Raw genomic sequence first — 22,283 nt, forward strand, 5'->3', positions numbered from 1 at the left:
TCTTTGTGTCACCTTCTGGTTTCTTTTTAGATATCTAGTTAAAAGTTAGGGATTTTTTTAAGAAACCCGGTTTCCTTGTGTCACCTTTGCATTCGGAGTTGTTTTTGCCGAGTAGCAACTGATTTTTGCTTGTCAACTCGGTCGCGCACAGACTGAAATTCAAGTTCTGGTTCTTCCTCCTGACTTAAATGTTTTGCTAGAGAGTAGATTGTTGGATATTCCAATAGTTCAATCAGTGATAAATCCATCTTCAAAATTTCCCGGAGTTGACTGTGAACTTGAGCCACCAGTAACGAATGACCGCCAATATCAAAGAAGTTATCGTGAATGCTTACCCTTTCTACTTGCAGTACCTCTTGCCAAACATTGGCGATCGCGCCTTCGACAGAGTTACTAGGCAAAACTGGCGCAACTTCCGATCGCAACGAGACGGCTTCCATTGCTAAAAGCGATCGCCGATCTACCTTACCGTTTGCAGTCAGCGGTAACATGGGTACTGTCAGGACAACTGAGGGGATCGCGTATTCCGGCAATTTTTCTTTCAAAAATTGATTGAGTTTGCCGATCGCAGCCGGTGATTCCTGGTTCAAAACGATGTACGCCACTAAACGGCGATCGCTACCATCTTCCTGAAGCAAAACTACAGCCTCCTGCACCCCTGGGTGCTCTACGAGAACGGCTTCTATTTCCCCTAATTCGACCCGGTAGCCGCGAATCTTCACCTGATTATCTAGGCGGCCGAGGAATTCCAGAGTCCCATCTGGCCGATAGCGTGCGCGATCGCCCGTTTTGTACAGTCGGCTTCCCGGTTCATCGCTGAATGGATTCGGGATAAACTTTTCAGCAGTGAGATCGGGTCTGTTTAAATAGCCTCTTGCCACTCCTAAACCGCCGATATGCAGTTCCCCGACGACACCGATGGGTACCGGCTGCAAGTGCCGATCGAGCACGTAAAGCTGAGTATTCGCGATCGCGCGACCGATCGGAATTGACCCTGACAACTGTTCCCCCCCTGGAACCTGATAAACACAGCAGCCAACTACCGTTTCCGTTGGCCCGTATTCGTTCACCAGCAAGGTATCGGGGGCATTTTCCTGCCAAAAAGCGACGCTGCTAGCCAGCAGATTTTCGCCACCGATAATGAAAGCGCGGGTCAAACCGGCGGCGGCTTGGGGCGGTATTTGCTGGGCCAGTAACTCCAAGTGTGCCGGCGTAATTTTGACTAAGCTTAAGTTAGAACTGCGGCGCAAGGCAGTGCAAAGCGTCTCTATGCCTTGGTTTTCCGGTAGCAATTCTACTCGACTCCCCACCAGCAAAGGTGAAAATAAGCTGGTAACAGTTAGGTCAAATCCTAGCGGCGAGTGAACCAGCGTTCCCGTTCCTTTCTGGACTGCATAGGCTTGGGTAGACCAAGTGAGATAATTTGTGAGTCCTTGGTGCAGAATCAACGTTCCTTTGGGCTTTCCTGTCGAGCCGGAAGTATAGATGGCATAGGCTAGATTGTGAGAGTTCACCTCACTGGTGGAATTTTCTGTGGACTCAGAGGCGATGATTTCCCAATCTGCATCCAGGCAAATTACTTGAATTGCGCTGGTTGGCAAGTCGGCGACTAAGTGCTGCTGAGTCAACAGTATCGACACCTGACTATCTGTGAGAATGAAGGCTTGGCGATCGCGCGGTATGGTTGAATCAATGGGAACGTAAGCGCCGCCAGCTTTGAGAATGCCCAAAACTCCGACAAGCATTGAAAGCGATCGCGCTACGCAAATCCCTACGAGCACCTCTGGGCCTACTCCTTGTTGTTGTAGGTAATGGGCGAGTTGATTCGCCTGCGCGTTAAGTTCAGCATAAGTTAGTTGCTGGCTTTCAAACACGGCGGCGATGCGATCGGGTGTCTGTTTTACTTGTTCTTCAAATAACTGGTGAACGCATTTATCGATCGCGCCAGCAGTGTTTGTATTGTTGAACTCAAATAACAGTTGTTGGCGATCGCGATCGCTTAAAATCGCTAACTCGCTAATTGTCGCTTTCGGATTATTGGCAGCGCTTGTTAATAAAGTGTTAAATTGGTCTGCCAAGTTACTGATATCTGCTACTTGGAATAAGTTAGCATCGTAGTGAAATTTGCAAATCAAATCATCATCTTGAAAAAGGCAAGAAAGTTTTATTTTGAATCTACTAACATGGGCGAAACGCTCAGAAATTGACCAGGATAAACCACCCGTAGAATATGTCGGCAAAGATGGCTCAATCTCGAAACAAAAGGGAAAGAAAGAGTAAGCAGAACTCTTGCCAGTTGCGGCGGTAATTTGTTCGGCAGTAAAATACTCCTGCCATTCATAATTATTGCCCATTAATTCGCTAATCTGCTGCAAAACTTCGTTAAATTTTAGGTTTTCTTCTAAGTCGCAAACCAGCGGTAAACATTTCGCAAATAGCCCCAAGGATGACTCTAATCCTTCATAGGTTCGACCATCGCAATATGTGCCGATGATGGCCTTTGATATTCCTGTCAGCCGGCTGAGTAAAATCTGCCAGGAAGTTAGTAAGAATGCCGGAACAGAAGTTTCAGAGTTTTGAGCGATAGTTTCAATTTTTGTCGCTAATTTGCGCTCAATTTTAGTCGTGAATTTTTGGGGCGTAAATTCGCTTTTTGGCTCAAACTCTTTTTCGGCTACTAACTGACTAGCAAACAGGTCATTAAGTTCAAATTTCTGCCAATAATCCTTTCCAGCTTTGGTATCTTCTGACTCAATTAATTCATTGAAAATTTCCGAGATATCAGCGTATTGAATCGGTGTGTCAGAGTGATTGTTTTTCTGCAAACTAGCAGCGTAAGTATCGCTAATTTCACGCACTAAGTTATCCAGCGTTAATGTATCCGCACAAAGAGCAGGTAAGCTAACAATCAATCTGTGTTTTTCAACGGAAAGATCAATCAAAACTATCTGCGAAAGCTGTCCTTCCTCAAGGTCAAAAGGCTGTTGACTTACCTCTTCAAAAATTGCCTCAATTTTAGCCTCTTGTTCTTGCGAAGTTAGCTCGATCAAAGAATAGTGGTAAATGGAGGAAATGCTGCGATTGCTTATTACTTGTAAAGGAAGATCCATTCCCGGTAAACAGCGAAAAGTAGTCCGCAATATCTCATGGCTATGCCACACATTCTCCAAAGCTGCCTCGAAAATTTCCCTGTTAAGATTTCCCTGAATTTCCACAGCGCACTGAGCGCGATAAGGCAACTTAGACTCAACTTGCTGCAACAACCATAGAGATTTTTGTTGCGGTGAAAGTCGAAACCCTGTAATAATTTCTTTTTGCATATCTGCACCTCTGCACCTAAGTATTTCAATCAATAGTTATGTACGCTGAACCTTGAATTTTCTACTAAATCCGGCTTCAATATCCCCTTTATATCAAGTTCAATTAATTGCTTATAAGAACCGGTCGGGCGGGTTTATGAGATTGTCGGTTTTCGGCAATTATTATTAGTGAACCCGCCCCTACAGGAATTATATCTATTGAACCGAACCTGATATTATTCTTTAGTCAGCGTAGGCTGACTTTGTTTGTGTAGTTGCGGTTTTAACCGCCGAAAGACAAAGGGTATAGCTATCTTTTAGTCGGTTTTAACCGACTTTAGCTATGAGGCAGGGGTTTCAACCCCTGTCGGACTGTCGGACTATAGCTGTAAGTTTCAGACATTCCTACCGCAATTTTGCGGGAACCAACAAAAGGCGATCGCCCATGAGCGACTAACATATTATCCAGCATTAAAATATCCCCTTCCTGCCAGGAAAAAGTCACAGTTTCTCGTCGGTATGCTTCGCGCACTTCCTCTAAAATAGAAAGCTCAATCGGAGAACCATCTCCGTAATAAGTATTGTTAGGAAGAGCGGATTCTTGAAACTCTGCCAGTAAAGAATCGCGGAGCGTTGGCTCTAAAGTTGATATGTGAAAAAAAGCAGCGTGATTAAACCAAACTTTTTCACCCGTTTTAGGGTGCTTGAGAATAGCGCGGCGAACTTGTCTAGTCCTCAAGCAATTGCCATTTTTCCATTGTACCTCAATGTCACGATTTTGACAATACTCTTCTACCTTTAATTTATCTGTCGTTTGAAAAACATCATGCCAATGTAGCCCTAAACCACTGCCAAAATTACGGACATACATCACCTGTTTTTGTGCGAAGAGATCGCGAATTTTAGGGTCAATGCGTTGTAATACTTTTCTGACATCAGCCAGTGGCGTTTCTCCTCCTAATGTCGCACTTTTCAGGCAGAAAAAGAAGATTTTCAGCGGCCATCTATCTTGGTATGAATTTTCATTATGCAGGAAAATACTTTGTTCCGCCGGATAATCAGTGGAAGTATAAATATTGCCCCTGACGCGACTGCGCGGCGAGGAACGTTCTCGATACTCTAATAATTCCCCAGAAACAGTCGCAATAAACTCCTCAAACTTAGCCACATTACTGACTTTAAAATTCCGAAAAAGTAGACCTCCCCATTTCAATAACTCTGTTTCGATAAAATCCAGATTTTGCGCCGCCCAACCTACAAGATTTACTTCCTCTAAATTCGGGCTGATGACTAGAGGTAGAAATCTGTCTGACTGAAGAAACTTAGCCTCAACCAACTCTTCTGAAGACGCGCTAATAGTTCGGCGCGATCGCAGCGGTGGCAGTTGACTCTTAAATTTATGAGATGCAAAAGTTTTGATCATGCTAATTGTTCAATTGCTTTACGCTTTACATTTTTAAACTTGAGAAGACGAGCTTCTTTAAGTTCTTGTTCTTTGACAATTTGCCACTGTTGGTCAGCAGTATTTAGCATTTCTTTGATAACGCTCAGCTTCACTTCAGATTGAAGCGCGATCGCATTCAAAAGCATTTCAAACAGCGACAGCATCCGCGCAATGCTAGCAGTTGCGAACAAGTCTGTGCTGTACTCCATCCACCCAGTCAAACCGCGATCGCTATCAGTCAGATTCAGCAGCAAGTCATACTTGGCAGTGTGGCTATCCACCTCGCAGACACTCGCACTCAAACCCGAAAGCGCCAAAGGTGGTAGCGGTGCTTGCAGCACCAGCTTGACCTGAAATAAGGGTGTACGGCTTAAAGTCCTTTCTGGGTTCAAAACCTCCACCAACTTGTCGAAAGGCAGATCCTGATGTGCGTAGGCTGCCAAGGTGCGATCGCGCACGCGGTGCAGTAACTCATCAAATGTGGGATTCCCAGATAAATTAGTCCGCAATACCAATTGGTTGACAAAGAATCCAATCAGTTGCCGAGTTTCCCCTTGATTGCGATTAGCAATATCCGTGCCTACAGTAATGTCGTCTTGTGCGCTGTACCAGTGCAGCAAAGTTGTAAAACTTGCTAGCAGTGTCATAAACAGCGATACTTCCTGCTGCTGCGATCGCACTTTCAACGCATCTGTTAAAGCTTTGGAAAGTGAGAACGGCACTCGCAAACCTTGGAAGGTCTGAATAGCTGGAATCGCGCTGTCTGTAGGCAGTTGCAGCACAGCCAGGTTGTTTAATTCTTGTTTCCAGTACGTGAGTTGAGACTCTAGCACTTCTCCCTGCAACCATTGGCGCTGCCAGATTGCAAAGTCAGCATACTGAATCGGCAAAGGGGTTAACGGGGAAGGTTGACTGCTAGCAAAGGCATTGTAGAGTGCTGCGAGTTCCTGAATGAATACTCCCATAGACCAGCCATCAGCGACAATGTGATGTACTGTTAGCAGCAGGGTGTATTCAGCTTCGCCTAGCTGTAGCAGCGTGACTCGCAATAGCGGCCCTGTTGTCAAGTCGAAAGGTTGCTGAGCTTCTTGAGTAGCTAGGCGTTGCGCTTCCGCTTCCCGGCTGGTTTCTGGAAACGATCGCAAGTCGATGACTGGCAGCGCTAAAGTTAAAGTTGGAGCGATCGTTTGAATAGGTTGACCCGACACAGTGGTAAAGGTTGTTCGCAAAGCCTCCTGTCGCTGCAAAATTTCGTAAAAGCTATGGTTGAGTGCAGTTACATCAAGCGATCCTTTGAGCTCGACAGCGACAGCAATGTTATAAAAGGGGTTTCCCGGCTGTAAGTTATTTAGAAACCACAGCCTTTGCTGGGCAAAGGATAGAGGCAATTCTGCTTGTCTGGGTGCAGGCAACAGTGGCGACAGGCTAGGGGTAGCGGTGGCGAGGCGATCGCACAATTGCGCTGCTAACTCAGAAAGACTGGAACTCTCGAAAAGTTCGGCTGCGGAGACTGTTGTACCGAGATCGGTTTCAATTCGGTTTTGTAATTCAAAGACTTTTAAGGAATCGAGTCCCAGTGCGATCGCGGACTGTTGCGGATTTACCTGAGACTTCGGCACTCTTAGCACCTGAGCGATCTGCTGCTGGAGGTAAGATATTACCAGCGGTACTCTGTCCGTTGGCGGTGTCGCGATCGCCTGTTCGCGAGTTAGATGCACCTCGTTATCAACGGTCTGAAAATCCTGTAAAATGCTGCTACCAATAACTTTCAGGTTGCCTGAGAGAAAATCGGCACGGGCTACGCAGCGTTGAATCTTACCGCTGGAAGTTTTGGGAATGGTGCCGGCGGCGATCGTCACTACAGCATAGACTTGGATACCGTGTATTTGCGCGATCGCACTTCTAATTGCTGTTGTAACTTCCTCCACATTCGGTTTTTGCCGAAATTCTACCTCTTGAACAACTACTAACTGTTCCTCATCTTCTACATCCACCGAAAAAGCTGCACCACCACCCGATCGCAGTGCCGGATGGCTGCATTCTGCCGTTAGTTCAATGTCTTGAGGGTAAAGATTTCGACCTCTAATAATAATTAAATCCTTAGCTCTACCCGTGATAAACAGTTCTCCATCTTGCAAAAAGCCTAAGTCTCCTGTTCGCAAAAATGGCCCTTCACCTGTATCTGACAGATAGGCGCGAAATGTCCTTTCTGTTTCCTCGCTGCGATTCCAGTAACCGACACCAACACTCGGCCCGGATACCCAAATTTCACCAACTTCATCAGGTTGACAACGGGTTAAGGTTTCAGGGTTCGCGATCGCGATTTTTTGGTCTGGCAAAGTTTGACCGCAACCCACCAATGTGCGAACGTTCTCACTTTCTGCACTCGTGGCGATCGCGCGATCTTTCTCCAGTGCTTCTCCCTGAACTGTTTTAATCGCCGGCGACGCTGTGCAAACACCCCCAGAAATCATCAAAGCTGCTTCTGCCATCCCGTAACAGGGATAAAATGCCTCCCAGCGGAAGCCACAGGGTGCAAAGGCTGCGGCAAAGCGCTCTAAGGTGTCGCGCCGAATCGGTTCAGCACCGTTAAAGGCAACGTTCCAACTGCTTAAATCCAGAGTTTCTCGTTGCTGCTGGGTGATTTTCTGAACGCACAATTCGTAAGCAAAGTTAGGGCCGCCGCTGGTCGTGGCTTGGTAGTCAGAAATAGCTTTCAGCCAGCGGTAGGGACTTTGTAGAAAAGATGCGGGGGGCATCATTATACAAGGGAAGCCACCGTACAGGGGTTGGAGTACGCCGCCGATCAGTCCCATGTCGTGGTAAATCGGCAGCCAGGAGACAAATTTGCTGGTGTGGGAATGTCCCATTAAGCCTTGGGTCATGTCGGCGTTGTGCAGCAAGTTGCCGTGGCTGAGCATTGCGCCTTTGGGTGTCCCTGTGGAACCCGATGTATATTGCAAAAATGCTAAGGTTTCTGCGTTAATTGAGGGTTTTTGCCAAGTGTCTTCGATTCCGGGGGGGATTGTATCGGTAGTGAGCCAGTGTATAGCTCCGATTTTGTCTGCCAGCAAGGATTGCACTTGGGGCAAAATTGCTGTTGTGGTGAGGGCGATCGCGGCTTGGGAATCGGTTGCAACTGCTACGGCTGTCTGAAGTCGGGCGGCGTGGCGTTGATTGCGGGGTGGGTAAGCTGGAACTGCGATCGCTCCAGCATACAAGCATCCGAAAAAAGCGGCAATATAATCGAGTCCGGGGGGATAAAGCAATAAGGCGCGTTCGCCGCTGATACCCAAAGCCTGAAGTTGAGCTGCGATCGCACGGCTGCGACGATCTAATTCGCTATATGTCAGGCGATCGCTTTCTGTTTCTCCGTCTTGCAGAAAGGTAAAAGCTAGTTGGTCAGGCTGGTACAAGCACCTGTAGCGCAGTAGGTCTACACCTGTCGAATTGTTAGTGGAGATTTCTCGAAAGTCCTTGAAAAGTTTAGCCATTCTACTTTTTGCACTCATTGCAACCCTGAAATCTTGCAGTTTTGCGATCGCGTCGCTGATAACTGCGCTCTTCTCTCAAAAAGTCATTTTTAGCTATCGCTATAACTTATTGATAGTAGTTCTTGATTATTTTCAATACTGTAAGTCTAAAATCTTGGTTTTGCAAGTAGTAATTGATAATTATTTTTAAAGTAATTAGACAAAGGTGATAAGCTGCCTGCTAGTAATGATAGCGGACTCATACATTAAAATCCTTAAAAACAAGGGTTCCTGGAGTTTAGACTGAAACAGTCAGACCGCCGTGCGTCCAAAATTCCCAGCAGATAGCAGCGTGTAGCTTCATAAAAGTTGATAAGTATTAGCAATAAAGAAATTTTGCTTATTGCTTGACATTAGCAGCACCCTTATTTTATTTTGATGAAGCTACTGCAAATGATTAGTGATAAATCGCTGGGTTGTTGACCAAATCCGAGTGCATCGTCGCTCGTGTCAAAAAACTAGATTCAAACTGCGACCACAGATAGCTGCGCCTGTTACTCACAGGCCTTAGTTTTCGTGTTTGCTTGGGTAGGTTTTCAGCAGAGTACAAGTCGGGAGTGCAGCTCAATCGGTGCATTCACTCTTACAGATGGTGTAGCAGCTCAAGTTTTTAAGTGTGTGGTGTGAATGAAAATGAAACTGCGTTTACCTTTTTTATGTGTTGCACTGCTGGGCGTTGGTATCATGCCAGTAGCAGCAGCAGAGCCAAGAAATTTTGCTGATAGCGCTAACTCTGACTCTGCTGAAGCTGTGCCCGCGATCGCCCTCGATCCCAGTTCAGTAAATCCCTTAAAAGCGGACGATCGCACTCAATGGTGGGCGATCGCTTCTGTCATCCCGTCCTCAAAACCCATCGCAGAAAAGCCGTCATCGGCAAGTGAGGAGTTAGAAGTCAACTTACCTGTAGAAAACCTCGACCCAAAACCCAATCGTGACTCGATAGTTGCTTTAGAATACAGTAGAAATCTCCAAAAAAGCCCTTCAAAAACAGGTAGGATAGCTGCTTCGCAAGAGTTATTAGAGATATCTCATAGCGATCGCCCGAATCCTACTCCTAATATTGAACCAACAACAGCACAGCCAACAGCACCAATAGCAGAAATACCAAAACTCAGCGAAATTCAACAACCTAACACCAGTGTTGATGGATTATTTCAGCGATCGCAACCAAGCTTTACCTTTTCTTCGGGAGTCCAAATCTCTCAATCAGTCGTACAAGTAACAGGCGTGCGCCTGAATCCAACAGATACAGGTTTAGAAGTCATCCTAGAAACCGAAGCAGGTCAATCACTGCAAGCTATTACCAGAACAGAAGGCAAAACCGCGATCGCCGACATCGAAAATGCTCAACTAGCTTTACCATCAGGTGGGGAATTTCGGGCTCGAAATCCAGATCAAGGAATTGTTGAGGTGAGAGTAACTCAGCTTGAAGGTTCGCGCATCCGAGTCACCGTCACCGGAGAAAAAGTAGCACCACCCGCGCAAGTAGTAAAAAGCGATCGCGGTTTAGTTTTCAGCGTGACTCCTGAAGGTACTGATGAAATTAATATCGTCGTGACCGCCACGCGCACCGAAGAAGCTATAGAAAATATACCGCGATCGGTGACAGTCGTTACCCGTGCAGAAGTTGAGGAACAAACTCCCGTATCGCGCAGCCTCCAAGATATTCTCAGTCGAGAAGTTCCAGGCTTAGGATCTTCGACTCAATCTCGAAATCAATTTGGGCAAAACCTGCGTGGTCGCGGTATTTCTGTCTTAGTTGACGGCGTACCCCTGAGTACCAATACTCAACCAAGAGGACTGCAAACTATTTCTCCTAATGCGATCGAGCGAGTTGAAGTCGTTCGCGGCCCCAATGCGATCTACGGAAGTCAGGCCACAGGCGGAACGATCAACATTATTACACGGCGGCCGAGCGAAAATCGGCTATCTCAACAGTCAGAAATAGGGCTAAGCGCTGCTGCTGGCGACCAACGGTTTTTAGAAAGCGGCAGTTTTGGCAATTACATCTCACATTCTATATCCGGTACAGAAGGCGATTTCAACTACGCCGTTGCCTTTTCGCGAGAGAGCACTGGTACTTTTTATGATGCTGAAGGCGATCGCATTTTTAACGATCGCCCCTTAGATCAAAGCGTGACTTTCAATGTCTTAGCTAAAGTAGGAGTAGACCTAGACCCTCAACAGCGCTTACAACTAACATTCAATCACTACAGTTCTAGCCAAGTCGATAACGAATATATCAACGATTTGAGCGTCAATACTCGCCCAGCCGGAACAGAAAAAGCCCGTGCTTTGAAAGTAGGAGAACTAGAGTTTATTGACTCTACACCCCCAAGAGATCGCAATACTCTCGTTAACTTTACCTATACCAATGATCGACTTTTTGGTAGTCGCGTTCAGGCTCAAGCTTACTATCGGTACAACACTCTAAATTTTTTCCCAGCAGATTTTCGGGAGGCTTTTTTTGAAAACATTACTTTTGGACAAGTAGAACATCAAAATTGGGGCGGTCGCTTGCAGATAGAAACTCCTTTATTTAGTCGAGCTAATTTACTTTGGGGAGTTGATTATGATAGCGAGTACAACACAGTTGTGCAAGATATTTTCGATCCTGAAGCCTTCGATGAAAGCGGCGGTCGAGTTTACCGAAAAATTAACGAACGTACCGAGATCCCGCGTTACGATCTCAGTCAGTTAGGTTTGTTTGCTCAGTTGCAATGGGAGATTAGCGATAACTTTATCGTCAGCGGCGGATTGCGTCACCAACGCATCGGTTTTAGTGTTGACGACTACACTACTTTCCCAGGTAATGAGAATATTGAAGGCGGAGATTTAGACTTTAATAATACCGTCTTTAATATCGGCGCTGTCTATAAGATATCAGACAGATTTAATGTATTTGCTAACTTTGCCCAAGGTTTTAGCATCCCAGATTTTGGTAATCTTCTACGCCGTCCGCCAGCAGGATTTTCAATTAGAGGAGATTTTCAAGAGGTAGAAGCGATAAAAGTTGATAACTACGAAATTGGAGTACGCGGCAATTGGCAACAACTACAAGCGTCTATTTCTGGTTTTTACAATACCTCTGAATTGGGGGAAAGTTTCATATTAGACAATCGCGGTTTTCCAATCGGAATTAATCGGGCTCCGCAACGAATCTATGGGATTGAAGGAACTCTTGATTGGCAGCCAGGAGGGGGATGGCAATTCGGTGGTACTGCGACTTGGCAAGAAGGTGAAAATGATGTTAACGAAGATGGAGATTATTTACCTCTTAATAGTAGTACCATTTCTCCGCTGAAGTTAACGGCTTATATTGAGCATCAAACTACTCCTAGCTGGCGCAACCGATTGCAACTGGTTTATATCGGAAATCGCGATCGCGCTTTTGATGAAGGAGTTGACCCTGCGGATATCGATAGTTATTTGGTATTGGACTATATCGGTAGTATCCAAATTGGGCCAGGTACGTTAAATGTTGGTATTGAGAATTTGTTGGACACCCAATATTTCCCAGTTCAGTTTCAACGTGCCGGTGGTTTTGATAATTCTGAAAGGTTTGCGGCTAGAGGTAGAAGTCTTAATGTTCGCTACATTATTAATTGGTAATGGCTAATTGGTAATGGCTAATGGCTAATTGCTAATGGCTAATTGCTAATCAACAAGATTTTAGCACAGGCTTTATCCGTAGGCGATCGCGACTCATCATTGGTGTTAACTTAACGTTAAACCTTGAGTCTGACAGGGGTTAAAACCCTTTCAGACTCAAGGCTTAAGTAGTAACCACTCAAAGGTTTTAAGACTTTCAGATATCACTGAAAAATGACTATAACTTTCTAGGAAAAAGCAGATGATTAAAATCAATTCACTGGAAACTAATACAGGTAAAATTATTGAGGGTGACGACAGTTGCTCAAATATTTTCCAACTTTCACTAACAGAAATTAGAGAATTGTTTAAATCATGCGGTCTAATTTTTTTTCGAGGATTTGCCGTCGATCGACAACAGTTTCAAAAATTTGCCGAACAATTTAGCTCTAAATTCGTTCGCGATGATGTCAAAATTAGAGCTGATACAAGCGATGGAGCCATCCATCTTATAAATGAAGGAATGGGGTATATTGCTCCTCATGCTGAAGGTGCTACTACCCCTTTACGACCCGATGCTGTTTGGTTTTGTTGTGATGTGCCGGCAGCGGATGGTGGGGAAACTTTATTTTGGGACGGCGTACAAGTCTGGTCAGAATTAAGTGAAGAATTACAGCAGTTATTTGTGAATAAGAAAAACAAATTTATTCACAATATACCTGTTGCTAACTGGAAGCATTTTTTAGGAGAAAATGCAACGATTGTTGATGTTGAAAAAGCTCTTAATAATTTTGAAGGTATCCAATATACAATCAATGATGACCAGTCTGTTACTCTAGCTTATGTTTGTTCTGCTGTGGTAAAAACAAAGTATGGTAATGATGACTCTTTTGCTAATGGTATTATCAATGAACACAGAACTAGAAAGGTAATTTTTGAAGACGATTCCCCGATTCCTGATGCGGCTATCGATGAAATCAAGGAAGTTATGGATAGGCTGACGATTGGAATCTCCTGGCAATCCGGTGATTTAGTAATGATTGACAATTCAAGATTTTTGCATGGCCGACAAGCTTTTACTGACAGTCGGCGTAAGATTTTTTTTGCCAATAGTATGCTGAATTTTTGAGTTTAAATTTCTTCCCCTAGCCCCTAACCCATCTCCCCTCTATTCCCCCTCTCCCCCATCTTTCCCTAGCCCCTCTTCGTAGCCTCTACAACGAAAAAATGTTTGCAAATTCCTCACAACTAGCTCGTTTTAAAAGTAAGTCATCCCTACTTTTACCATTTATTTTTGGTCTGATTATTGTCTTATTTACGAGTCAATATAGTTTTGCCATCGACCCGAATCGTGCTGAAATTCTCTGGGACACTTATGGAATTCCTCATGTTTATGCCCAAGATACAAAAAGCCTTTTTCGTGCCTTTGGTTGGGCACAGATGCAAAGTCACGGCAATCTGATTTTGCGCCTCTATGGACAAGCGAGAGGAAGGGCAGCAGAATACTGGGGAGAAAAATATTTAGAATCAGATCGATGGGTACGAATGATGGGAATTCCTATTCGCGCTGAGTCTTGGTACGATGCACAAAATCCAACTTTTCGCAGCTATCTTGATGCTTTTGCTGCGGGAATTAATAGTTATGCCGAAGAACATGGCGATCGCATAGACGATGAACTTAAAGCCGTGCTGCCAATTAATGGGGTAGACTTGCTGGCTCATACTCAGCGGGTGTTGAACTTCACGTTTGTAGTTAATCCTCAACAAGTGAAGGGCATTAACGATCGCTTATTGGGATCTAATGGCTGGGCGATCGCACCTTCCCATTCTGCGACTGGCAATGCGATGCTGCTAGCAAACCCGCATCTTCCCTGGTCAGATTTATTTCTTTGGTTTGAATCACAGCTAACAGCACCCGGCATTAATGCTTATGGTGCCTCCTTGGTTGGCATCCCAGTGCTGACAATAGCCTTCAATGACTCTCTGGGCTGGACTCACACGGTGAACAGACATGATGGTTGGGATACCTACGAACTGACGCTGGCAGATAGTGGCTATCGCTTAGACGGTAAAATCCAAGCTTTTGAAACAGAAGCACAAATCCTTAAAGTCAAGCAGGATGGAGGTTCTCAGCGCTCAGAACTATTGACGGTGCTACATTCTATTTACGGGCCGGTTGTTGCTCAGAAAGACGGTAAGGCTGTGGCGCTGCGCGTTGTGGGCCTCGATCGGCCGGGGGCGTTAGAGGAGTGGTGGAATATGGCGCGATCGCATAATTTAAGTGAATTTGAGGCCGCGATCGCACCGTTACAAATTCCCATGTTCACGGTGTTATACGCAGATCGAGACGGGCACATCATGCACCTGTTCAACGGTCAAGTTCCAAAGCGGCCCGGCGGCGACTTTAAATACTGGCAAGGGGTTATACCTGGCGACACATCAAGTACGCTATGGACGAAAATTCATCCCTATCAAGATTTGCCGCGCGCGATCGATCCTCCTAGCGGCTGGTTGCAAAATGCAAACGATCCACCTTGGACAACCACATTTCCCCAGGCGATCGATCCCGATCGTTATCCACCTTATATGTCATCTCGCGGCCCAATGTCTTTTCGAGCTCAGCGCTCTGCGAGGATGCTGATTGAAGATGAAAAAATCTCGTTTGAAGAAATGATTGAGTACAAGCACTCAACGCGCATGGAATTAGCCGATCGCTTACTGGACGATCTGATCGGCGCTACTCAGCAGCAGGACAATAAATTAGCCCGTCGTGCCGCTGACGTGCTGGCTGTCTGGGATCGCAAGGCGGATGCGGATAGTCGCGGTGCGGTGCTTTTCGCTGCTTGGGTTCAAGAGATGGGTTCCCCTATCTCGTTTGCTATTCCTTGGAATGAAGACTTACCAATGACTACGCCTGACGGTTTGGCAGATCCCGCTGCTGCTGTGAAGGCCCTTGCTGCTGCTGCCAGCAAGGTAGAAGCTGCTTATGGAGCGCTGGATGTGCCTTGGGGAGATGTTTTCCGGTTACAATCCGACGCTACGAATTTGCCAGCAAGTGGAGGGCCAAGCAACTTGGGTATTTTTCGGGTATTCAGTTTTGCTACCACCAAAGATAATCGGTTTCGAGCTGTTGAAGGCGATAGTTACGTGGCAGTGGTGGAGTTTTCCAATCCAGTGCGGGCAATGGTACTAACGAGCTACGGCAACTCGACGATGGTTAATTCAGCGCAGAGTGGCGAGCAGTTGCAGCTATTGGCGAGTCAAGGTTTGCGACCGGTTTGGCGATCGCGTACAGAAATTGAATCTCACTTAGCAAAGCGGGAGGTGTTTTCTGGGTCAGATCGAGCCGTTCAAAGTACCAATTATCAATTGTGAGGTACTTATGAAATTGCGCCAAATCGCATTAGTTTTGCACCGCTATTTAGGGGCGATCGTGGGAATACTGCTAGCGATCGTCAGCTTAACTGGCAGTTCATTGGTCTTCTCGAAAGAAATCAACGTTTTCCTCAATCCCCAGATGTTCCAAGTTATCCCACAAGGCGATCGACGAGTATCGATACAGTTTGTACTAGAGACAATCCGCTCTGCTTATCCTGATTGGCAGCTTAATTTCATTGAGCTACCTCGGACATTAGATAGTGTTTATACAGCGAGAATGCTATTAAACAGTGGCGGTTTTGCCTACGTCTATCTCAACCCTTACACGGGAGAAGTTCTGGGTTTTCAGCAGTGGGGCAGGACTGTTATGAGTTTCATTTATAACATCCATGTCAACCTTCTGGCAGGCAAAGCTGGCGAAATAATTGTTGGTATTTGCGGAGTAATGTTGCTGTTACTTAGTGTAACTGGAATCATTTTGTGGCCCGGTTGGAAAAAGCTAGTGGCTGGCTTTGCGATCCGGTGGCGTTCGTCGGCCCAGCTAATCAACTACGATATTCACAAAGTCGGGGGGATTTTATCTGGTGTATTTCTAATCGCGATCGCCTCCACCGGCACAGCCATGATTTTTCATACCCAGTTTAATGGCATGATTTACTCGCTCATCGGTACGCCAAAACTCCCAGAATTAACATCAACTTTTGTGCCCAATTCAGTACCGATCTCAGCAGATATTATTTTACAAAAAGCTGACTTGGTATTACCAGGAAAAACTATTTACATTACCTTTCCCCGCCAACCGCAGGGAACTTTTGTAGTGCGGAAAAAACTGGCTGGAGACATCCACCCAAACGGTAGCAGCAACGTCTATCTAGATCGACATAGTGGTAAGGTTTTGCGAGTAGAAAATGGTTTTACAGCACCTTTAGCATCTCAGATTATAAATTTGTTGTTCCCGGTACACATCGGTGCTGTTGCCGGGTTGACAACACGCATCCTCTATGTTTTCATCGGATTGACACCGACATTGCTATCAATTACTGGTCTGCTAATCTGGCGCAGGCGACAGTGGAAATTAGCTCAGCGACGGGAAGCAAGCCGACAAATTAACGCGATAGTAACTGAACCTCAAAAACTTTCTCCAATTGCAGAATGGCCTTGGTTTTGAGAATAATTTATCAGGATTAAATTAACTGAAACCCGCTGATTCTATCCTTCTATCCTTCTATCCTTCTTCCCCTCTCCCTCTTCTTTCTCTTCTTCCCTTCTTCCCTTCTTCTCCTCTTCCCTATCTCCCCGATCTTCCCTAGCCCCTAGCCCCTATCCCCTAGCCCCTATCCCCTGTTGCAATGTTACAAAAAATCCATTCAAATAGCATCCGAACTTTCCTGCTGATCTGGAGCGGTCAAACAGTTTCTATAATTGGTTCTAGCATGACCGGCTTTGCCTTCACTATTTGGGTATGGGAACTCACAAGTCAGGCGACAGCATTAGCCTTATTTGGTTTATTTGCACAAATACCACAATTATTAACGACTCCCTTTATGGGGGTAATTGTCGATCGCGGGAATCGTAAATTATTGATGGCAGTTGGTGATACGGTGGCTGGGATATTAACTATTACTATCCTACTACTTTATCTGCGAAGCAATTTACAAGTATGGCATTTATATGTGGCTGTAGCTGTTAACGGTATTTTTCAGCAACTCCAAGAGCTTGCCTACAAAGCATCAATATCAATGATAGTGCCAGAGTCGCAGTATAGTCGCGCTAGTAGTATGGGTTCTCTAGCAAGTTATAGCTCTAAAATTGTTGCGCCGGCGCTAGCTGGTACTCTCTATTATGTAATGGGTTTGAGAGGGATTTTAATTGTTGATATCGCGACTTTTGCGATCGCGATCTGCACGGTAGCGATCGCGAATATTCCGCAACCTATCCTCACAGAAACGCCCCGGTTTAGTTTGAAAAACATCCAAGAGGAAATCAGTTTTGGCTTCCGCTACATTGCCACACACCCAAGTCTGCTGGCGCTATTAGCATTAACATCCATGTTCTGGCTAGTTCACGATCTCAGTGGTACACTGCGATCGCCAATGATTCTAGCGCGTACTGGTAACGATGCGAGAATATTGGGTCTAGCCGTCTCAGCAGCCGGCTTAGGCGGTATTGTTGGGGCGTTAGCTGTGAGTGCTTGGGGCGGCCCTAAGCGCCGGATACACGGCTTTTTGCTCGGCATGGCAGGTGCCGGCTTAAGCAAAACTGTGTTTGGCTTAGGAGTAACGCCGTTGGTTTGGACTTTGACTCAGTTTTGTTCGTCTCTCAATTTTCCACTACTAGGTAGTTCTGCTGACGTTATTTGGCTAGTTAAGGTTAAACCGGAGGTGCAAGGGCGAGTTTTTGCCACTCGTTCTGTAAGTCTACTGGTTGCTTCAACTGTCGGTTACTCGATCGCAGGGCCCCTGGTAGATCGCGTTTTTGAGCCGGCGATGATGCCAAAGGGCAGTCTTGCGCCTGTTTTTGGGGGGCTATTCGGGACTGGGACAGGTAGCGGTATCGCGCTTCTTTACGCAAGCTGCGGACTTTGTATGTTGATACTTGGCTTAGGCGGGTATGCTTTCCGGGTGTTGCGCGATGTGGAGGATATTACTAGCGATTTTTCTGGAGACTACTTAAGCTAATGGTTATTAGTTATAAGTTATTTCGATAGTTCTCAACAACCAATAATTAATAACCAGTAACTAAAGCGCTTTTGACCTCAAGAAAGCTAGAGGCAAACAAAGCATTTTCCGGGCTGTAGGAACATAAGCTCGCTTGTGGAAGACATCGTAATTATTGCGCTCGATCGCGTCCAGAATTTTGCTGTATAGCATCATTGCCGTCCACACAGGCCAGCGAATGTCTGGACTGAGAACCTTAATTCCCCGTTCCGCACTGGCATAAAACTTACGAGCGCGGCTAATTTGAAAGCGCATTAACTCCCGCCAGCGTTCGTCAACGACACCTTTAAATAAATCCTCCTCAGTATAGTTAAACAGGGCTAACTCTTCTAAGGGAATGTAAATGCGACCTCGACGGGCATCTTCTCCCACATCCCGGAGGATATTAGTGAGTTGATTGGCAATTCCTAGAGCGATCGCTTCTTCAGAGGGAGTTCTACTATCCCAGTGCCAATTCCAGCTAGCCGCCGATTTAGTTTTCTCAACTCCCATCACCGCATTTGACATCAAACCCACCGTTCCCGCCACGCGGTAACAGTAAAGCTCAAGCTCTTCAAAAGTTTCGTAACGGGAACGGTACAGATCCATACGCTGGCCTGCAATCATGTCCCGAAACGGCTGGATATCCTGCGGGAAGCGGGAAATGGTATCTACAAAGGCAACGTCTAAGTCGTCTAGACAGTGACCGGCAAATAGAGCGTCCAGATGTGCTTCCCACTCGTTAAGAGTGTCAGGCGTGGTAGCGCTAGCTTCTGGCCCGTCTACGAGTTCATCTGTGCGGCGACACCAGACATAAATAGCCCAAATTGCCCGACGCTTGGCTTCGGGCATTAGCTGAGTGCCTAAATAAAAGGTTTTGGAGTATTTCTCCGTGATCTGACGACAGAGTTCGTAGGAGTCCTCCACAGAGGCCAGAGTTCTCATGCACTGGGATTTTGACAGTTGCAGCATTCTTTTTTCAGCTCTCAGGCGACCGGACTTAGCTATCAGCTTGCAAGAGTTTCACTCAGCACTGGTTTGGGCTGACCGCCTACCGAGATGCGCTGATTGCTATCTATCGCCTGCGCTGTCAGCTTACCAGAAAGTACGGCCCCTTCCATACTCGCAAGATAACGTTGCATCGTATAGTCCCCTGTTAGATAGAAATTACTTATAGGTGTGGTTTGGTCAGGGCGGCACTGTTGGCAGCCGGGGGTTGCTTTGTAGACTGAGCGGGGAGTCTTGACTACGTGGAATTTTAGCAGTTTTGCGGGTTCGGGGATTTGGTCGGGGAAAAGTTTTTCGAGTTCGCCCATTGTCGCGGCGACAATTTCGGCATCAGATTTGTTAATCCAATCTTTGGCTGGTGCTAAGACTAACTCCAGCATTGAGCGGTTGGGGTTGGCGTACTCGCGGCAGGTATTGCTCATGTCGGCGTAGACGCTGAGTAGGGGCGATCGCGAAAATAGCAAGTGATCGATGTCGGTAAGTTTACGGTCAAACCATAAATGTACATTAATTACGGGTACTCCTTCTAAGCCATCTAGCTTTTTGAAGTATTCCATTTGCCGCCAAGGTTCTGGGAGTATGACTTTGAGGGGGTCAACTGGCATGGCGGAAACGTAGGCATCGGCGGTAAGAATTTCGTCGGGGGCTCCGTCTAAGCCGCGAATTAGGAAGCCGCTAACGGTTCCGTCGCTGTTGAGTAAAAATTCTTTGATGGGGGCGTTGAGTCGGATGGAGCCGCCGCGATCGCAGATGTAATCTACTATTGGTTGGCACAATCTCTCGGTGGGAGCACCGTCTAAGAAGGCCATTTTTGAGCCGTTTTTCTCTTGCAGAAAGCGGTTGAGGGCTGTGAGAATTACTGTTGAGGAGATTTCGTCGGGATCGATGAAATTGAGCGCTTTAGACATGGCGATAAAGACTTCTTTCTCGACTCTGGGGGGGACGTTTTGCCGTTTTAGCCACTCAGAGAAGGAGTATTTATCCATTTCCTCGACATAGTTCTGACCCTGTAGCATGGCGGGAATTAAACCTATGCCAAAACGGATTTTTTCTGGCCAGGTGAGCATATCGTTGTTGCCAAGGATAGCTACCATGCCGTTGAAGGGTGCGGGGATGTCGGGAAAGTCGAAACGCGAGTAGGTTCCCGGTTTTTCTGGTTGATTGAAGATCATGGTGTGATCTTTCCATTGGAGTCTATCTTCGATGTTGAGCTCTTTGAATAGCTGCAACATATTGGGATAGGCACCAAAAAAGATGTGGAGGCCGGTTTCGTACCAGTCGCCGTCAGCATCTTTCCAGGCCGCTACTTTACCGCCGAGCACGTCCCGCCGTTCTAGGAGGATGGGGGTGTGCCCTGAGTCTGTGAGATATTTGGCGCAGGAAAGTCCTGCTAAACCTGCTCCCGCGATCGCAACTCGCATTGACGCTTTGCCCTCTGTGTTTGATTCCGTCTCATTATACTTTACAAGTTGTTACATTTTTTAGGGAAATGGTGGGGAAAGTGCGATCGCGCCCAGAGTTTAAAATCAGGACTTAGGTACGTAGTTGGGCTAAAGCCCTCTTTCGCATACAATAAAAGAGGGCTTTAGCCCAACTACGTACCTTTATTTAAAGAATAAATTTGAAGTGACAACTATGGTGCAAACGATTCAAGCTAGTAAATAATTTAGCTCTTTCTTTATTAACTTTGATACCAACTATTTACTAATATTTTAGCATAGTAAGTACGAAAGAGCCGCTATTAGCTATTAGCTATTAAGATTGTGAGGAAGTTGCTATAGGAATAGAGCATTGAGTTCTGGTAAAATTTGATTCCTCTGACTCTGAAGGGAAGGCGAGAACTTCTAAACGCCCATTCATTAAAGCTAAAAGAGTCTGATTCATCAATAACCTCAGTCCCGATGACAATTGAGGATTTTCTGTCGGCTGAGCATTTGTATCTAAGTCACGCTTGAGCAAATCCCATGATTCGCTCCAAGCACTAATGGGGCGTTGATCGTCTACCCAGATATGGACGAAGCCTGATTCTGGGGACGCATGGGCAGAAAGGTTAATGCTGCCCTCTTCCATCTGAATAATGGCTGTGTCTACGAGGTTAACTAGCACTTGCCTTAAGCGCCGCAAGTCTGCTAGGACGTAGATTTCAGAGTTGGGAGGTGATATTTCCATACGGATACCGCGATGAGTTGCTTGCAGGTAAGTTAAGTCGTCAACTTCATCGAAAACTTTCGCTAACTGCAGTGGCTGAATGTCCATTTTCTCGCTGCCATGCTCAGTTTTGGCAACGGAGATGATTTCATCCATCAGCCCGACCATTTTTAGGGCTGATGTATGAGCCTGCTGCACAAATTCTCGCTCTTCTTCTGCGTCGTCGCACAAATCCGACAGAATTAGCTGAAGCGTGCCGATCATACTGTTTAGTGGCGATCGCAACTCGTGGGAAGTCCGCGCCAAAAAACCCGCCTTAAATTGACTCATCTCGGCGGCCATCTGATAGGCAAGTTGTGTTTGCTTCAGTTGGTTCGAGAGAGTTTGCAACTGTTCGGGGTTTGTTTCTTGAGGTTCCAGGTTTGGCAGTGCTTCTACCTTAGTTGATGGCTTTTTCTGACGAAATAGCCGATTGCTACCCAAACCTAGTCCCAATCCTACTGCTAAATATACCAAGTCGCTCCAGCCCATCAGCGTCATCTCACTTTGCCTTGACAGCCCTTAGCATTTTAACTCTACCGCGCCTTGCCGCAAGATTTCCCAGTGATTCTTAGTCCATTTAGCAACTGTGGACGGCAAACCGGAGGCTATTGTGGTTGTTTTTAGTTCGGAAGCCTCTAGGGTTAAGACTTCTGGGAATTTTTGTTGAATTTCGGTGGTGGTTTCTAGGGGGGGTTGACCAGAGAGGTTGGCGCTGGTGGTGGCGAGGGGGCCTGTTTGTTGTAGAATTTTTTGGGCGATCGCGAGGTTAGGGACTCTCAGGCCGATAGTAGTGGGGTCTGTGGGGTTCATGGCTGGGGGTACTTTTCGGGAGGCTGGGAGGACTAGGGTGAGGGCTCCGGGCCAGTGGGTGGCGGCGATTTGTTGCCAGATTTGCATTTCTTCTGGGGTGCCGGTGATGTAGGGCCAAAGATCCTCTGGGGTTGCACCCATTAAAATTAGGGGTTTGTGGCGATCGCGTTTTTTGGTGGTGAAAATTAGTTCGCTGGCTTCGGGGCGTACTGCTAGGGCTGGTACGGTATCGGTGGGAAAGCTAATGATTTGATTTCCTGATATTGCTGCTGATATTAAGGTTTGGATTGAGACTTGAGGCATTGGGTGAATATTGAGGGGAAATATTTGTATT

Annotated in this window: 12 protein-coding genes; 5 read left to right on the forward strand and 7 right to left on the reverse strand. The window is 46.2% G+C overall.

Annotated elements, in window-relative coordinates; genetic code table 11:
- Positions 1 to 80: 80 nt before the first annotated feature.
- From PY364_RS06465 to PY364_RS06475, 3 genes are all read right to left on the reverse strand, one after another.
- On the reverse strand, positions 81 to 3,320 hold the full coding sequence (locus PY364_RS06465) for an amino acid adenylation domain-containing protein (RefSeq protein WP_275521405.1): 3,240 nt from the start codon (positions 3,318 to 3,320) through the stop codon (positions 81 to 83).
- 316 nt (positions 3,321 to 3,636) lie between these two features.
- The gene (locus PY364_RS06470) at positions 3,637 to 4,722 is read right to left on the reverse strand and encodes a TauD/TfdA family dioxygenase (RefSeq protein ID WP_275521406.1); all 1,086 of its coding nucleotides are present in this window, start codon (positions 4,720 to 4,722) and stop codon (positions 3,637 to 3,639) included.
- Positions 4,719 to 8,237: a condensation domain-containing protein gene (locus PY364_RS06475; RefSeq protein WP_275521407.1), complete on the reverse strand. Its 3,519-nt coding sequence runs from the start codon at positions 8,235 to 8,237 to the stop codon at positions 4,719 to 4,721. Before PY364_RS06475 ends, PY364_RS06470 begins: the two co-directional genes overlap by 4 nt.
- Positions 8,238 to 8,903: 666 nt before the next feature.
- On the opposite strand from PY364_RS06475, the gene PY364_RS06480 reads away from it, so the two are divergent.
- The 5 genes from PY364_RS06480 (at position 8,904) to PY364_RS06500 (ending at position 17,923) form a co-directional block, all read left to right on the forward strand.
- Entirely contained in the window at positions 8,904 to 11,888 is a 2,985-nt protein-coding gene (locus tag PY364_RS06480; protein WP_275521408.1) for a TonB-dependent receptor, read from the forward strand.
- Positions 11,889 to 12,129: 241 nt separating this feature from the next.
- Complete coding sequence (locus PY364_RS06485) at positions 12,130 to 12,996, forward strand: TauD/TfdA family dioxygenase (protein ID WP_275521409.1); 867 nt, start codon at positions 12,130 to 12,132, stop codon at positions 12,994 to 12,996.
- 98 nt (positions 12,997 to 13,094) lie between these two features.
- Positions 13,095 to 15,242: an acylase gene (locus PY364_RS06490; protein WP_275521410.1), complete on the forward strand. Its 2,148-nt coding sequence runs from the start codon at positions 13,095 to 13,097 to the stop codon at positions 15,240 to 15,242.
- A 7-nt stretch (positions 15,243 to 15,249) separates the two neighbouring features.
- A complete protein-coding gene (locus PY364_RS06495) occupies positions 15,250 to 16,413 on the forward strand; it encodes a PepSY-associated TM helix domain-containing protein (RefSeq protein WP_275521411.1) in 1,164 nt (387 codons plus the stop codon).
- A gap of 181 nt (positions 16,414 to 16,594) precedes the next feature.
- Complete coding sequence (locus PY364_RS06500) at positions 16,595 to 17,923, forward strand: MFS transporter (protein WP_275521412.1); 1,329 nt, start codon at positions 16,595 to 16,597, stop codon at positions 17,921 to 17,923.
- 60 nt (positions 17,924 to 17,983) lie between these two features.
- Here the strand turns inward: PY364_RS06500 and crtB are convergent, their stop codons facing one another.
- The 4 genes from crtB to PY364_RS06520 all read right to left on the reverse strand — a co-directional run bounded on the left by crtB (position 17,984) and on the right by PY364_RS06520 (position 22,252).
- Positions 17,984 to 18,913, reverse strand: coding sequence for a 15-cis-phytoene synthase CrtB (crtB, locus tag PY364_RS06505; RefSeq protein ID WP_275521413.1), 930 nt, complete (start codon positions 18,911 to 18,913; stop codon positions 17,984 to 17,986).
- A gap of 35 nt (positions 18,914 to 18,948) precedes the next feature.
- The gene (gene pds / locus PY364_RS06510) at positions 18,949 to 20,370 is read right to left on the reverse strand and encodes a 15-cis-phytoene desaturase (RefSeq protein ID WP_275521414.1); all 1,422 of its coding nucleotides are present in this window, start codon (positions 20,368 to 20,370) and stop codon (positions 18,949 to 18,951) included.
- Positions 20,371 to 20,704: 334 nt separating this feature from the next.
- The gene (locus PY364_RS06515; protein ID WP_275521415.1) at positions 20,705 to 21,628 is read right to left on the reverse strand and encodes a HAMP domain-containing sensor histidine kinase; all 924 of its coding nucleotides are present in this window, start codon (positions 21,626 to 21,628) and stop codon (positions 20,705 to 20,707) included.
- A gap of 30 nt (positions 21,629 to 21,658) precedes the next feature.
- A complete protein-coding gene (locus PY364_RS06520) occupies positions 21,659 to 22,252 on the reverse strand; it encodes an L-threonylcarbamoyladenylate synthase (protein ID WP_275521416.1) in 594 nt (197 codons plus the stop codon).
- Positions 22,253 to 22,283: the final 31 nt, after the last annotated feature.

The organism is Kamptonema sp. UHCC 0994, from assembly GCF_029167235.1.
Taxonomy (GTDB): Bacteria; Cyanobacteriota; Cyanobacteriia; order Cyanobacteriales; family Microcoleaceae; genus Kamptonema.